The sequence below is a fragment of the Aliidongia sp. genome, from assembly GCF_035943795.1.
In the GTDB taxonomy this organism is placed as follows: Bacteria; Pseudomonadota; Alphaproteobacteria; order ATCC43930; family CGMCC-115725; genus Aliidongia.
In genome coordinates, this window is record NZ_DASZBY010000080.1 from 32,246 (window position 1) to 46,352 (window position 14,107).

Genomic DNA, 14,107 nt, shown 5'->3' on the forward strand with positions numbered 1-14,107 from the left:
GCGGTGGTGGCCGACCTGTTGAGCCTCGCCCAGCTGCTCCTGAACGGGCTGGCGCTGGGTTCCGCCTACGCCCTGGTGGCGCTCGGGTTCGTGCTGGTGCTGAATGCGACCGGTTCGATCAACTTCGCCCAGGGCGACATGGTCATGCTCGGCGGCTATGTCGCGATCGCGCTCGCCCGCCTGCTCGATCTCTCGGGTTTGGCCGTGTTGCCGCTGGTCACGCTCGCCATGGCGGGCTTCGGGTTGCTGTTCTCGATGTTGGCCTGGCGCCCGTTCCGTCGTCGCCCGCCGATTTCCGGCCTGCTGGCGACGGTGGCGCTCGGTCTGACGCTGCAGGAGGCGATGAACGCGCTGGAAGGGGCAGCGCCCCAGGCCGGTCCGACGCTGATCGGCACGGGCGAAATCCACCTCGGCCCGCTCGGCCTGTCGCGCGCCTCGCTCGGCATTCTCGTCGCCTGCCTGGTCCTGGGCTCGGCCCAGGGCTGGCTGCTCGGCCGCACGCAGTTCGGTCGCCGGCTGCGGGCGAGCGCGCAGGATCCGGTGACGGCGCGAGCGCTGGGATTGCCGGTCGACCGGCTGATCGCGACCAGCTTCGCACTGGCGGCGGCGCTGGCGGGCGCGGTCGGCCTGCTGCTGTCCGGCCCGTATTTCGTGACGCCGACGTCCGGTAACGACCTGATCTTGCGCGCCTATGTCGCCGTCACCATCGGCGGATGGGGCTCGCTCAAGGGCGCGGTCGTGGGTGCATTGCTGATCGCGCTGTTCGAAAGCGTCGTGGCCGGCTACGCGAGTTCGGTGGTGGCGACGGCGTCGCTCTACGGCCTCGTGCTGGTGCTGCTGGCCGTCCGTCCGGCCGGCCTGTTTCCCGAACCGTTTGGACGACGCGCGTGAAGGCGTTCGTGCGGCCGGCGCCGCTCGTCGGGCTGGCGATCGCCGGCTGGCTGCTGGTCGTGGTGGCGACGGGATCGGGCTACGAGCAGCGGCTGATGGCGCTCGCGGCCTCCTCCGCGCTGATGGCGATCGGCTATCAGCTGGTGTTCGGCCAGGTCGGCGCGCTGTCGCTGGCCCAGGGCGCCTGTTTCGCGATCGGCGCCTATGCGGCCGGCATCCTGGGCGGCCGGCTCGGCTGGCCGATCTGGCTCGAACTCCCAGCGGCGATCCTGCTGCCGGCGCTGCTCGCCGCCGTCGCTCACGGACCGGTCCGGCGGCTCGACGGGCATTATTTCGCGCTCGCGACCCTCGGCCTCGCGGTGCTTGTCCGGCTGGTCGCCGTCGATGCTCAGGGCCTGACCGGCGGCGCCAACGGCCTGATCGGCGTGCCGCCGCTGCCTGTCGGCTGGCTCGGCCTGTCGCGGGGCGCCGGGACGATGCTGGCCGGCTGGACGCTGGCCGGGATCGGCGCTGGGCTTGCCCTGTGGTTGAAGCGCGGCGGCAACGGGCCGACGCTGGCGCTGGTCCGCGACGATCCGGCCCTGGCCCGAGCAAGCGGTCTCGACCCCGGGCGGATCCGGACTCAGGGCTTCGTCCTGGCAGCCGGATTTGCCGGGGCAGGCGGGGCGCTGCAGGCCCATGTGCTGGGTCTGGTCTCGCCCGACGTGGCGGAATTCTCGGTCATGGTCGGGTGCCTCGCCATGGTGGTCATCGGCGGGCGCGGCTCGGTCGCGGGTGGCGTGCTGGGTGCCCTGCTGATCGGCCATTTGCCGGAATGGCTTCGCCCGCTCGGATCATCCTATCGGATCGCCTACGGGCTGGGCCTGTTTGTTTGTCTGCTGGTGGCTCCTGCGGGCCTGGTCGGCTCGCTGGAGCGGTTCTGGCCCAGGCGTTCCATGCCCGCACCCCTTGCCGTCACCACATCCTTGCCGCGCCCCGACGCGGTGCTGCGGGTCGATGGCATCGGAAAATCCTACGGCGGCATCGCTGTGCTTCACGGGATCTCGCTCGAGCTACGACCGGGCGAGATCGTCGGGCTGATCGGACCGAACGGTTCGGGCAAGACCACCTTGATCAATCTGGTCGGCGGCCAGGATCGTCCGGATAGAGGGCGTATCACACTCGGAACCGCACGGCTCGACGGCTTGTCCGCCGATCGTATCGCGCGGGCGGGCATCGCGCGCAGCTTTCAGTCGGTGGCGGTGCCCGATGCGATGATGCCGACGGATCTCGTCATGGCCGCGCTGGCGGCGCGGGAAGGTCGGGCCGGCTTCGGTCACGCTCTGGCCATCGCTTCGCTGCGGGGAGAGGCGGCGGCTTTGCTTCGCCGCGTCGGGGTCGATTCCGATTGCCCACTGGAGGGTGGGAGCGTGCGCCTCGTCGATATCGCGCGCGCCCTGGCGCTCGATCCTGCCGTCCTGTTGCTTGACGAGCCGGCGGCCGGGCTCGATCCGGCGGAGCGGGACCGGCTTGGCACGTTATTGCGCGCGTTGGCGACAGAGGGGCGGGCGTTGCTGGTCGTGGAGCACGACATGGTGTTCCTGATGGGGCTGGCCGACCGGATCGCGGTGCTGCTGGACGGGCGTATCGCCCGGGCCGGTACGGCCGACGAAGTGAGGGCCGATCCGCGGGTGCGAGCGGCCTATCTGGGGGAGCCGTCGGCATGAGCGTGCGGCTCACTCTCGACCATGTCGAGATCCGGCGCAGTGCGGCGATCACGATCGAGCTGGCTGGCGCCGGCATCACGACGCTGCTCGGACCCAATGGTGCCGGCAAGACTGAATTGCTGGAAGCGATCATGGGCTTGCGCGCACCGCGCGGTGGCGGCATCCAGCTCGACGGCATCGACATTGCCCGCTGGTCGCCCGAACGGCGCTCCCGCGCCGGCATCGGCTGGTGTCCCGAAGGACGGCGGACCTTCCCCGGATTGACGGTGGTTGAGAATCTGGAACTGGTCGCGACCAAGGGGGCCGGCGAGCGGCGGCGGCGTCTCGCCTGGGTGCTGGAGCGGCTGCCGGCGTTGCGCGACAAGCTCACGGCGGTGGCCTGGACCCTGTCGGGCGGTCAGCAGCAGATGCTGGCGATCGGTCGCGCGCTGATGACCGAGCCTCGCCTGTTGCTGCTCGACGAACCGTCGCGTGGCCTGTCGCCGGTGCTGGTCGCCGATCTGTTCGATCTGTTGCGGAAATTGGCCGACGAGGGTCTGACCGTTCTGCTTGCCGAGCAGGCGGTGATCCCGGCGCTCGCCGTCGCCGATCGTGGCCTCGTCGTCGCGCGCGGGCGGATCGAAGCAGACGGGGTGCCGGATGAGATCCGCGATCATCCGGCCTTGGCGCGAAGCTTTCTGGGTTAGCGCCCGATCCCGACGTCGGGTCGCAGTGCCATCGGCCGAGGCGAACTGGTTTTGGATGCTTCGAGGCGGCCGAAATCGCGCGTCGAAAGCCATGCCGCGGCACAGTCCCGGGGCAGGGCCAAGCTATCGAACTGATCCGGCGTGGTTTCGCCGATCGGACGCCATTCGGTATCGACCAGTACGATCTTGCCGGCCGGCAAGCCGGCATTGAGTCTGATCTTCAGCCCGCGATGCGTGAGACTTCTGGCTGGGGCGCCCAGCTTGGCCAAAAGGAAAATGACCAGGCCGATGATGCTCAGGACCAGAGATCCAAACAGAACCAAACCAAGAGTGTCGCCCGACGGGAAAATAGACATCGTGAACCTTCTCGAATGTACAGCGGACACGAACCGCGACTTACGACCTGCCGGCCTGACACCGGCGTTACCCGGCGTCGTTTGAAAAGGTTCTTCGCGTTCGGCTCGTGCGACCGCGTCACCGCCCGCCGCACCCGCTGGAACCTAACGAGAAAGACAAAACAAATTCTTTACGCCGAAGCGGAATCGATCGATCCGACAAAAGAATATGAAAGATTTTAGCCAAATGATCGTCTCTCAGCTTACGCCCATTAACCGTATGAGCGAAAAGCTTTTTAGCGAAACAACCTCGACGCGATGGCGACCGCAATCCCCGTCGCGAACGCGCTCAGGATGCCGCCCCACAGGATATCGACGATCGCGAAGGTGACCGGAACCAGTTTCAGCGTGGCCAGATTGCTGAGATCGTAAGTCAGATAGGCGAACAGACCCAGCAGGCCGCCTTGCAGCGCGGCGTCGCGCCAGTCGCCGGAGACGAGCGCCGGTCGGACTGCCATCACGGTCAGGCCGGCCGCATAGAGCAGATAGAAAGCGATCGCCGCCGCGACATTCACCTGGTCCGCCATCAGGTGTCCGATGCTGCGCTGATAGAACCCCTTGGCAATGAGGCCCAACCAGCAGCCGTCCATCAAAGCCATGGCCACCAGGACGATCAGGTAGGCAGTCGCAAGGATCGGCAAGGCGGACCTCCATCACGGCGGCTGGAAGGGCCGCCCGTCATCGATCATCCCGACATGACAACGCGCCCCGCGGCAATGGCCGCGGGGCGCGTTGAAGAAGCGGGTGCGGGACTATGCGCCCCAGTGCGGTCCGCCGAACAAGGCCAGCACGACCAGAACGATCAGGATCACGCCGATGATACCGACGCCGCCACCGCCGTAGTAGTTACGCCGATAGCCGTAGAAGCCGCCGCCGCCGAAAAGCAGGATGAGAATGATAAGTAGAAGTAACATCGCCGCCTCCGATTTTTATCGTCCCAACGAGAACCCGATCGGGTCGTATTTGTTCCGGAATTTCCGACGGATACTGTAATCAAGCAGCATCCAAGGCCAGATCCTCGTAAAGCCGGCGATATTGAGCCGCGGGTCCGCGCCAGGAAAAGTCGCGGGTCATGCCGTTGCGTTGCAGCTGGCGCCAGGAATCCGGCCGACCGTAGAACTCGAGCGCGGTGTCGATCGCATCGAGCATGCTGACCGCATCGGCCTGGTCGAACTGGAAGCCGCTGGCCTTGCCGCCGGCGATCGGTACGGCGCCGACGGCCGTCACCGAGTCGCGGAGGCCGCCCACGGCACGCACGATGGGCACGGTGCCGTAGCGCATCGCGTAGATCGGGGTCAGGCCGCAAGGTTCGAATCGCGCGCCGTGAACCAGGATGTCCCCCCCGGCGAGCAGCTGATGGGCCCAGTCTTCCTGGTAGCCGATACGAACCGCGGCGCGGCCCGGCGCCCGCGCCGGCCAAGCGGCGAACCCATCCTGCAGGTGAGCAGCGCCCTTGCCCAGGATCGCGACCTGAACCGACGAGCGTTCCATCAACTCGGGCATCAGTTCGAGCAGGGTATCGGCCATCTTCTGGCTTTCGAGCCGGGCAGCGAACACGAGCAGGGGGGCGGCCGGATCGACCGTCAGGCCCCATTCCTGCTGGATCGCAGCCTTGCACAGGGCCTTCTGATCCAGATCTGCGGCCGAATAAGGATGGGCGATCGTCTGGTCGTTGGCCGGGTTCCACAGCGTCTCGTCGATGCCGTTCATAATGCCGACCAGATCGTTCCTGCGGCGGGCAAGCACGCCTTCCAGCCCCATGCCGAATTCCGGCGTCACGATCTCGGTCGCATAGGTCGGGCTGACCGTCGTCAGCTTGTCCGCGAAATGGATGCCGCCTTTGAGGAACGAGATCTGCCCGAAATACTCGACGCCATCGACCGAGAAGCTGCCGGGCGGCAGGTCGAGCTGCGGCAGCATGCAGGGCGGGAACAGGCCTTGGAACGCCAGGTTGTGCAGCGTCATGATCGTGCGCGGCCGGCGGCCGGACTGCCCGGCCAGCAGCACGGGGATGAGGCCGGTGTGCCAATCGTTGCAATGCACGATGTCGGCCCGCCAGTTGGGCAGAACCCGTCCCATCGACAGCTCGACCGCGGCATGGGCCAGGGCCGCGAAGCGGATGGCGTTGTCGGCCCATTCGCGGCCGTCGTCGTCGATATAGAGGCCGCCCGGTCGCTGAAACGAGTTGGGCTGGTCGAGCAGGACGACCTCCAGGTCGCTGCCCGGCATGGTCCCGATCAGCAGGCGCCCCGGCCCGCCCGGCAGGTTGGGCAGCCGTGCGATCTCCCGCAGATCGTCAACCGCCGCGATCGCGCTGTCATATCCCGGCATCATCACCAGGATGTCGACGTCGCCGTCGTGGGCGAGCGCCAACGGCAGTGCGCCGCACACGTCGGCAAGGCCGCCCGTCTTCGCCAGGGGATAGATCTCTGACGAAACGAAAAGGACGCGGACGCGATTTGCGATCGCTCTGGCGGGGTATGGCTTCATCGAAAGCGCCTTCCGGTTGCGGGGACCGCTTTCAAAACACGCGACGGCGATCTTGGTTGCGCTGCAAAAGCCGATTTCGAGTAAATTTTTTTCGCGAAAGTGCGGCCGCTCGATCGGGGGAACCGATCGTTGAATTGCGGGGTTCTTGCTAGCTGGATCTGAGTACCGCCGGTTGGTGTACAAAGGAGTGTCATCATGAGGAAATCGTCGCTTGCGGCGCTCGCGCTGCTCCTGGCTAGTCCGGGGTACGCACTGGCGCAAACGGCAGGCGCGCCGGCCGTGACGGCGCCGCATACCACTGGCGCCGTTGCGCCCAGCGGAACCGATACGCCGGTGACCTCCGTTCCGGGCATCCGCCTCGAACCGGCGAACACGCCGCTGCCGACCGTGGATGGCAGCGGCGTCAATCAGTCGGGCGACACATCGAATACGGGGGCCGTCATGCCGCCGGCCGGCGCGCCGCGCCTGCCGGGCGTGCCCATGAACCCGACGACCGGCCCGACGACGCCTCCCTAAGCCGGGGCGCTACTTCCGGACGGATTCGGGCTTCTTCAGCAGATCGCCGCGCTTCAGGAAATCGCCGGTCGCGGAGATGGTGCAGACCGCGGCGGGATCGTCGATCCGCAGCACCAGCGTCTCGGTCATGAACAGCCGATAATGGATGCCATCCTGGCTGGCGTACCCCGTCCGCAGATCCTGCCCGACGATCAGCACCCCCACCCGTGGATCGATCAGCGCGCCGCCCTCGATCGGCGCCTTGTAGATGCCACTGGTGCACAGGCTTTTCAGATGGTCGAGCTGCTGCACGTCCGATCCGGGATACAGGCGGAACAATCCGTTGTAGAGCGGTGGGGCGAGCGCCAGCGCGTAAGGGCCGCGAAAGCCGGCATCATCGAGCTTGGTCGCCGCCGCGAGCACGTCGTCGAGCGCGCGCGACAGATCCTGCCAGTCGCCGCCCGCCAGTCTCTGCCGCTCCGGATGGGTCAGCAGACCGGCCAGGTTGAAGGCCGGCTGGCCGTGATAGATCAGGTCCTCCTCCCGATCGGCGACGGCTTCGGCCGCGTCCTCGACCGGAGACAGGTCGAGCGGCTGATTGTTTTCCAGATAGGCCGCGACCCGGCGGGTGCTGAGCGCGAAGCTGCGGCGGATGATCGGCACGCCCACGGCATGGCCGAGCGCCAGATCGGCGGCATCAGGATCGGGATCGGGCAAGGGAGAGTCGTCGCCGACCTCGATGGCGGTCAGGCCCAGGCCGAACGGCCCCTCGATATCGAGAAAGCGCCGGACGGTCAGGCGCGCACGGGCCGCCTCGACGGCCGCCGCATCGAGCGCATCCCAGATTTCGGGCGGCAAGGGCGAGGGCAGGCGATCGGATGAGGTCATGGTCAATCCTCCCGCTGCAACTTGCCGACGGTGAAGCCGCCGCGCTTGGGCGAGGGACCGCTGCCACCGCCGCCCTCGGCCTTCTTCTCGACCTCGAGCAGGGGACCTTCGGAATAGAGATAGGTGTCGATATGGCCGGCGAAGTCGCGGTTGTTGCGGCGCATCCATTCGATGAGCATGCAGGCATGCTCCATCTCCTCGCGCATGTTGTGCAGCAACACCTGCTTCAATTCGTCATCCTCGGTATCGTCGGCACGCTGGCGATACCAATCGACCGCCTCCAGTTCCTCCATCAGGGAGGACACGGCGTAGTGCAGCAGACGCGCGGTCTTGGACAAACGCGCCTCGGGAACATGTAGGGCTTCGCTGGCCATGGGGATTTTCTCTTCATCGTTGCGCCGTCCGTGGATCGGTCGGCAGGACGGCCCGTAGGGGCAACAAGCCCCGCTGGCGTTTCGTTCCCTGGCTCGTGCCGGGGAACTGTGCCGAAGCCCGACGGAACGTCTGCCGGCAAGCCGCTGTTCTCGGTGGACAAAATGCAGGAGTTCGCCTTGACCAATCCCGCTGATCTGCCGCTACCGATCGAGGACTATGCGCTGATCGGCGATTGCACGACTGCGGCCCTCGTCGGGCGCAACGGCGCGATCGACTGGCTGTGCTGGCCCCGGTTCGACAGCAGCGCCTGCTTTGCCGCCCTGCTCGGCACGAGCGAGAATGGCCGGTGGCGCATCGCGCCGCGGGCGGCCGAGGTCGCGGTGCGGCGCCGCTATCGCGACGGCACGATGGTACTGGAAACCCTGTTCGAAACGGCAGACGGCGAAGTCGCGCTGATCGATTTCATGCCGAAGGGCGGCGCGAATTCATCTTTGGTCCGTCTGGTCGAAGGCCGGCGCGGCCGGGTTGCGATGCAGATGGATCTCAGTATCCGCTTCGACTACGGCATCTCCGTGCCCTGGGTCACCCAGCTGAACGACAAGTCGGGCCTCAGCATCATTGCCGGACCGAACGGCGTCACCTTGCGGACACCGGTCGAGCTCAAGGGCGAGGGGATGGCGACCGTCGCGGAATTCGTCGTCGGCGCCGGCGAGACCGTGCCTTTCGTCATGACCTACTCGCCCTCGCACCTGCCGCCGCCCGATCCCGTCGATGCGCAGGCGGCCTTGGTATCGACCGAACGATCCTGGCGGGATTGGAGCGGGCGATGCACCCAGGATGGCCCGTGGCGGGACGCGATCCAGCGATCGCTGCTGACTTTGAAGGCGCTCACTTTCGAGGTGACCGGCGGCATCGTCGCGGCACCGACGACGTCGTTGCCGGAGCAGTTGGGCGGCCCGCGCAACTGGGATTACCGGTTCTGCTGGCTGCGCGACGCGACCCTGACCCTGATGGCCCTGATGCGTGGCGGCTATTTCGAGGAAGCGCAGGCCTGGCGTGACTGGCTGCATCGCAGCATCGCTGGCGCCCCGGATCAGCTGCAGATCATGTACGGCATCGCCGGCGAGCGGCAGCTGTTGGAATGGCAGGTCAGCTGGTTGCCGGGGTATCAGGGAGCAGCGCCCGTCCGGGTCGGCAATGCGGCCGCAGGGCAGGTTCAGCTCGACGTCTATGGCGAGGTGATGGGCGCCTTGCATCGCTCCCGCGAAAACGGCCTGGCGGCGCCGCCATCCGCCTGGGACCTGCAGCGGACGATGATCGGGCATCTGGAGACGATCTGGCAGCAACCCGACGAAGGCATTTGGGAAGTGCGCGGCGGCCGGCGCCAGTTCACCTTTTCCAAGATCATGGCCTGGGTCGCAATGGATCGGGTCATCAAGGATGCCGAGACCTATGGTCTGGACGCGCCGCTGGAGCATTGGCGCGTCTTGCGCGATCAGATCCACGAGACGGTCTGTCGCGAAGGATTCGATGCGGGCCAGCAAAGTTTCACGCAGAGTTTCGGCAGCCCGGAGCTCGATGCCAGCCTATTGCTGGTTTCCACGGTCGGTTTCCTGCCGGCCGACGATCCTCGCGTCCAAGGGACGATCGCCGCGATCGAGCGGAACCTGCTGGTCGATGGTTTCGTGCTGCGCTATCGGACCGAAACCGCGGTCGACGGCCTGCCGCCGGGCGAGGGCGTGTTCCTGCCGTGCAGTTTCTGGCTGGTCGGGGCCTATCTCCAGCAGGGCCGCCGTGACGAAGCGAAGGCGCTGTTCGAGCGGCTGTTGGCGCTGCGCAACGACGTTGGCCTGATCTCCGAGGAATATGACCCGGCCGCTAAACGGCTGGTCGGCAATTTCCCCCAGGCTTTCACCCATGTGGCGCTCGTCGGGGCCGCATTCGAACTGAGCAGGATCTAAGCGACGGGGCAACCGCACCGCGCGACGCGTGTTGAGAGGGCAGTCCCATTCACACGAGGAGACGCAACATGGCCATTCCGCAGCCCCAGACCAGCAAGCCTGCAGCGCCCAAGGAAGAGGCTTTGGACGATGCCTTGGCCGACAGTTTTCCGGCCAGCGATCCGATCTCGCCCGGCGCACCCCACCGATCGGTCGTGGCCGATGAAGAGCACCTCGCCGACCATGTCGCCAGTCACGAGGATGATAAAGAACGAAACAAATCATCCTGACGTCGCGGAACCGGTTTCGAACACGACGGTTGTAAACCGTTCGCTCAGTGGAGCGATTAGATAGGTTATGGAGACCATAATGAATAAGATCATCGCGGCGACTGGACTTGCTGTAGTGATGGCTGTTTCGGCAGGCTCGAGCGCCTTCGCCGCCGACACTATGATCCAGGCCAATCAAGTGCGTGCCAACAAGATCATCGGCTCGTCCGTCTATGATCGGCAGAATCAAGATGTCGCCAGCGTTAAAGATCTGATCCTCGACAAGGACGGCAAGGTCGCCGACGTGGTGTTGAGCTACGGCTCGACGGCCGGCATCGGCGGCAAGTATGTGGCCGTGCCGTTCGCGAGCCTCAAACTGAACAACAACCGGCTGACCCTGGATCAGACCAAGGATCAGTTGGCGGCGATGCCGCAATACAAGCTGGAAGACAAGATGACCGGCAGTGGCGAGGGACCCGTCCCGGCGACCGGCGGTCACGCAACCAGCGCGCCGAAGCAGTAAGCGGACTTCTTCGAGCGACGAGGAGCGTCGGCGGGCAACCGCCGGCGCTCTTTTCATTTGGGCGGATGGTCGCTTTCGAGGGCAGAGGCGATCGTCTGCGCGAGATCGGCGATGCGGAACGGCTTGTGCAGCATCGGCAGATGGCGCCAGCGGGGATCCAGCGCCTGGACGTCGCTATGGCCGGTGGCGATGACGATCGGAAGTTCTGGGCGGCGCGCGCGCAACTCGGTCGCGACCTCGCCACCGTTGAGGCCCGGCAGTGCATAGTCGATGATCGCGAGGTCGGGCAGCGGATCCCGTTCCGACGCCGCGATGCCGTCGGGCCCATTCGAGGCCTCGACGGGGCGGTAGCCGAGGGATTGCAGCAGTTCGACCAGGACGAGGCGCACGTCGGCATCGTCGTCGACCACCAGTACCGTCGATTGCGGCCTGGAGGGCGCTTGTACTGCGACGCGTTCCACTGGCGGCGGCGGGGCGGGCCGATCGGTCGACCCGCTTCGGCCCAATGCCAGCAGCCGCTCGACCAGTTGGGCACCGCGGTCGATCGTATCGAGACCATGGCGGGCGATGCTGACGATCTTCGCCTCGCTCGAACGGCCCTCGATCAGTTCCAGACACGCCGTCATGGCGAGCAGCAGGTTGTTGAAATCATGGGCAAGGCCGGCGGTGGGCGCGTCGATCCGCGAAGCGGGTGCCGGTGGCGCCGGGGGATGGTTGCTCATAGGCTGCCTTCCGTCCTACTTCGCGCAGACCGCCCGTACCTTTTCCAGAAGATCGCCCGCCAAGAAGGGCTTCTTCAGGACCGGCGCGCCGACGCCGACCGACAGGGACACCGTCTCCTCCCGGCCGGTCATGATGACGAACGGAATGTTCCGCTTGGCGAGAATGCCCGTGACCACACTGGCATCGACGCCATCCAGCATGAGATCGACGAGCGCGCCCGCCCCATTGAACCGATAGGCCGCCTCGACGGCGCTCTCGACGGTCTCGAAAGGGCCGGCAGTGCGATATCCGGACCTCGCAAGAGCGTCTTCGATATACATCGCGATGAGCGGTTCATCCTCGATGATGAGGATTTCCGGGGCGTCGATCGGTCGGGCGTCCATCATCAATCCGCAGTTTCCAGGGCAAACGGACCGCCGCGAGGAAACGTTCCTCCTCGAGCGGCGACGGAAGTTCCACACTTTTCGACGAGAAAATTTGCCGAAGAAGCGCCGTCAGGCTGCGATCGAGCGAATTGCGCGACCGTCGTCCAGCACCATTGTACCCCAGGGCGGCATTAAAACATCACTCTCTTCGCCGCTGGCGTCGGAAATCTCGAAGCGGGCCGGCTCGGCCGACAGGTTGAAGACGCATTGCACGGTTTCGGCACCCAGCCGCCGGACGAAACTCAGGACCTCGCCGCTGCGGCGAATGTCTTCGATCGAGCCTCGGACGAGCGCCGGCATCGCCTTGCGGGCCTTCAGGAATCGCCGCCAGTGGGCGAGCGAGCTCTCGCTATCCCGTTCCTGGCGATCGACCGCGCGGGCGAGATGCTCCGCCGGCACCGGTAGCCAGGGCGTACCGATGGTGAAGCCGGCGGAAGGAGCATCCGCCTGCCACGGCATCGGTGTCCGGCCGCCATCGCGCCCGCGGAATTCGGGCCAGAATGCGATACCGAACGGATCGCGCAGCTGCTCGTGGGTCAGTTGCGCCTCGGGCAGGCCCAGTTCGTCGCCCTGATAGAGGCAGATCGGTCCCGGCAGGCAACCGAGCAGGGTCATGAATGCCCGCTCGGCCGCAGGATCGGAGCCTGCCCAGCGGCTCGCGAGCCGCACGACGTCGTGGTTGCCGAAGGCCCAGCACAGGCCCTGGCTCCCGATCGCGGTCGCGGCTTCCGCCAGCGTCGCTTCCAGGATCTCGGCCGACACGCCGCTGCGCAGCAGACGCAGCGTATAGGCCAGATGCAGGCGCCCGGGCCGCGTGTACTCGGCGATACGGTCGAACGCGCCCGGCTGGCTGGAAACTTCGCCGAGCGTGACCGTGCCCGGATACTCGTCGGTCAGCGCGCGGATCCGTCCCATGATGGCCAACGCGTCGGCGTGCAGCATGTCGTTGTCGTGCCGCTGCAGGGCGAACGGCTTCGTCGGCGTCACGCCATCGGCCGGCGGCAGGGGTGGATTGGCGCGCAGCATGGGGTCGTGGGCCATGAAATCGATCGCGTCGAGACGGAAGCCGTCGACCCCGCGGTCGAGCCAGAAGCGGCCGGTCGCGAGGATCGCGTCCAGGGCAGCCGGATGGCGCAGGTTCAGCTTCGGCTGGCTCGACAGGAAATGGTGCAGATAATATTGCCGGCGCCGGGGTTCCCAGCTCCAGGCGCTGCCGCCGAAGACCGACAGCCAATTGTTGGGCGGCGTGCCGTCGGGCTGGGCATCGGCCCAGATGTACCAGTCGGCCTTGTCGCTGGTGCGCGACGAGGCGCTTTCCTTGAACCAGGCATGCTGGTCCGAGGTGTGGCTCCAGACCTGGTCCAGAATGACCTTGAGACCCAAGCCATGCGCCCGGGCGATGACCGCGTCGGCATCTTCGATCGTGCCGAACAGCGGATCGACCGCGGTGTGATCGGCGACGTCATAGCCGAAGTCGCGCATGGGCGAACGGCAGAAGGGTGAAAGCCAGATCGCGTCGACCCCGAGGGACGCGACATGATCCAGATGCTGGATCACGCCCGGAAGATCGCCCCAGCCATCGCCGTTCGAGTCGGCAAAGCTCAAGGGGTAGATCTGGTAGATCGCGGCGCCCTGCCACCAAGCGGGGCTTGAATCATGAGGCATTCGAGACTCGACTGCACAATGAATAGACGATCGTAGCGTGCGCCTGCCCGGTTAACGGTCAGTTGCTAAATGCTCTGATGACATAAATCCGACATGCGGCGCGATGATCTAAATCTCATGTCGTGATTTTCTGACCGCATTTTGGGGAAAATCCAGGTGTACGGGAGAAATTCGACGGCGCTGCGGACCCCGGGACATCCACGATCGGCCGATATTCCGCAACTGTCTCTTCGCGACTCGACAGATGACGCTCGTCAGGATTTGCCGATGCCATCTGCTTCGAAAACGATCCTCCCGAGCAGTTTATTCCGCATGGCCCATCCGTTCGGGGTGCCCTTGCCTCCAGCGGAACCGGCGGCAGGGTCCATCGGTTGAGTCGGGGAAGGAGATGCGCCATGTCCCATGCCACTCAGAAACCCGACCTCGGCCAAGCACACGGTACCCGGCCGGATCGGGGCGCACCGAGCGGCCATACGCCGGACGACCATGCCGACCACCGTCGGGCGCCTGCCGCGAGCCAAGGGCCCGATCACACCGATCCGACCGAGAAAGCCCGGCCGCACGATACCGATCGATCCGGCGCCTGACAGGCGACCTCGCTTCGTAACGCTGTCCATGCCGTCGCCGGCACGGGAC

17 protein-coding genes are annotated in these 14,107 nt (G+C 66.1%); 8 read left to right on the plus strand and 9 right to left on the minus strand.

What is annotated here, in order from left to right; genetic code table 11:
- The first annotated feature begins 6 nt into the window (after positions 1-6).
- Genes VGV37_RS13735 through VGV37_RS13745 form a run of 3 tightly spaced genes read left to right on the plus strand, consistent with a single transcriptional unit; the run spans position 7 to position 3,283 of the window.
- Positions 7-891, plus strand: a complete 885-nt coding sequence (locus VGV37_RS13735; protein WP_326880257.1) for a branched-chain amino acid ABC transporter permease — start codon at positions 7-9, stop codon at positions 889-891.
- Positions 888-2,597, plus strand: coding sequence for an ABC transporter permease subunit (locus tag VGV37_RS13740; protein ID WP_326880258.1), 1,710 nt, complete (start codon positions 888-890; stop codon positions 2,595-2,597). The genes VGV37_RS13735 and VGV37_RS13740 overlap by 4 nt, the downstream gene beginning before the upstream one ends.
- Positions 2,594-3,283: an ABC transporter ATP-binding protein gene (locus VGV37_RS13745; RefSeq protein ID WP_326880259.1), complete on the plus strand. Its 690-nt coding sequence runs from the start codon at positions 2,594-2,596 to the stop codon at positions 3,281-3,283. The genes VGV37_RS13740 and VGV37_RS13745 overlap by 4 nt, the downstream gene beginning before the upstream one ends.
- Here the strand turns inward: VGV37_RS13745 and VGV37_RS13750 are convergent.
- The 4 genes from VGV37_RS13750 to glgA all read right to left on the minus strand — a co-directional run bounded on the left by VGV37_RS13750 (position 3,280) and on the right by glgA (position 6,168).
- Positions 3,280-3,669 carry a hypothetical protein gene (locus VGV37_RS13750; protein ID WP_326880260.1) on the minus strand — a complete coding sequence of 130 codons (390 nt, stop codon included), beginning with the start codon at positions 3,667-3,669 and terminating at the stop codon, positions 3,280-3,282. The two genes, VGV37_RS13745 and VGV37_RS13750, sit on opposite strands and share 4 nt — an antisense overlap.
- Positions 3,670-3,914: 245 nt before the next feature.
- A complete protein-coding gene (locus VGV37_RS13755) occupies positions 3,915-4,319 on the minus strand; it encodes a DUF2177 family protein (RefSeq protein WP_326880261.1) in 405 nt (134 codons plus the stop codon).
- A gap of 111 nt (positions 4,320-4,430) precedes the next feature.
- On the minus strand, positions 4,431-4,592 hold the full coding sequence (locus VGV37_RS13760) for a DUF3309 family protein (protein ID WP_326880262.1): 162 nt from the start codon (positions 4,590-4,592) through the stop codon (positions 4,431-4,433).
- Between the two features lie 79 nt (positions 4,593-4,671).
- The gene (gene glgA / locus VGV37_RS13765; RefSeq protein ID WP_326880263.1) at positions 4,672-6,168 is read right to left on the minus strand and encodes a glycogen synthase GlgA; all 1,497 of its coding nucleotides are present in this window, start codon (positions 6,166-6,168) and stop codon (positions 4,672-4,674) included.
- A gap of 195 nt (positions 6,169-6,363) precedes the next feature.
- Between glgA and VGV37_RS13770 the strand changes: the two genes are divergently transcribed.
- Positions 6,364-6,684: a hypothetical protein gene (locus VGV37_RS13770; protein ID WP_326880264.1), complete on the plus strand. Its 321-nt coding sequence runs from the start codon at positions 6,364-6,366 to the stop codon at positions 6,682-6,684.
- A 9-nt stretch (positions 6,685-6,693) separates the two neighbouring features.
- On the opposite strand, the gene VGV37_RS13775 is transcribed toward VGV37_RS13770, so the two are convergent.
- Both VGV37_RS13775 and VGV37_RS13780 read right to left on the minus strand, forming a co-directional pair.
- A complete protein-coding gene (locus VGV37_RS13775; protein ID WP_326880265.1) occupies positions 6,694-7,551 on the minus strand; it encodes a family 1 encapsulin nanocompartment shell protein in 858 nt (285 codons plus the stop codon).
- A 2-nt stretch (positions 7,552-7,553) separates the two neighbouring features.
- A complete protein-coding gene (locus tag VGV37_RS13780) occupies positions 7,554-7,925 on the minus strand; it encodes a ferritin (protein ID WP_326880266.1) in 372 nt (123 codons plus the stop codon).
- Positions 7,926-8,102: 177 nt separating this feature from the next.
- Here VGV37_RS13780 and VGV37_RS13785 point away from each other — a divergent pair, with 177 nt between their 5' ends.
- The 3 genes from VGV37_RS13785 to VGV37_RS13795 all read left to right on the plus strand — a co-directional run bounded on the left by VGV37_RS13785 (position 8,103) and on the right by VGV37_RS13795 (position 10,658).
- Positions 8,103-9,887: a glycoside hydrolase family 15 protein gene (locus tag VGV37_RS13785; RefSeq protein WP_326880267.1), complete on the plus strand. Its 1,785-nt coding sequence runs from the start codon at positions 8,103-8,105 to the stop codon at positions 9,885-9,887.
- A gap of 68 nt (positions 9,888-9,955) precedes the next feature.
- Positions 9,956-10,156: a hypothetical protein gene (locus VGV37_RS13790; protein WP_326880268.1), complete on the plus strand. Its 201-nt coding sequence runs from the start codon at positions 9,956-9,958 to the stop codon at positions 10,154-10,156.
- Positions 10,157-10,235: 79 nt separating this feature from the next.
- A complete protein-coding gene (locus tag VGV37_RS13795) occupies positions 10,236-10,658 on the plus strand; it encodes a PRC-barrel domain-containing protein (RefSeq protein ID WP_326880269.1) in 423 nt (140 codons plus the stop codon).
- 53 nt (positions 10,659-10,711) lie between these two features.
- Here the strand turns inward: VGV37_RS13795 and VGV37_RS13800 are convergent, their stop codons facing one another.
- The 3 genes from VGV37_RS13800 to VGV37_RS13810 form a co-directional block, all read right to left on the minus strand.
- Positions 10,712-11,380: a response regulator gene (locus VGV37_RS13800; protein ID WP_326880270.1), complete on the minus strand. Its 669-nt coding sequence runs from the start codon at positions 11,378-11,380 to the stop codon at positions 10,712-10,714.
- 15 nt (positions 11,381-11,395) lie between these two features.
- Positions 11,396-11,767: a response regulator gene (locus VGV37_RS13805; protein ID WP_326880271.1), complete on the minus strand. Its 372-nt coding sequence runs from the start codon at positions 11,765-11,767 to the stop codon at positions 11,396-11,398.
- 108 nt (positions 11,768-11,875) lie between these two features.
- Positions 11,876-13,471, minus strand: a complete 1,596-nt coding sequence (locus VGV37_RS13810) for an alpha-glucosidase (protein ID WP_326880272.1) — start codon at positions 13,469-13,471, stop codon at positions 11,876-11,878.
- A 395-nt stretch (positions 13,472-13,866) separates the two neighbouring features.
- Here VGV37_RS13810 and VGV37_RS13815 point away from each other — a divergent pair, with 395 nt between their 5' ends.
- The gene (locus tag VGV37_RS13815; protein ID WP_326880273.1) at positions 13,867-14,058 is read left to right on the plus strand and encodes a hypothetical protein; all 192 of its coding nucleotides are present in this window, start codon (positions 13,867-13,869) and stop codon (positions 14,056-14,058) included.
- Positions 14,059-14,107: the final 49 nt, after the last annotated feature.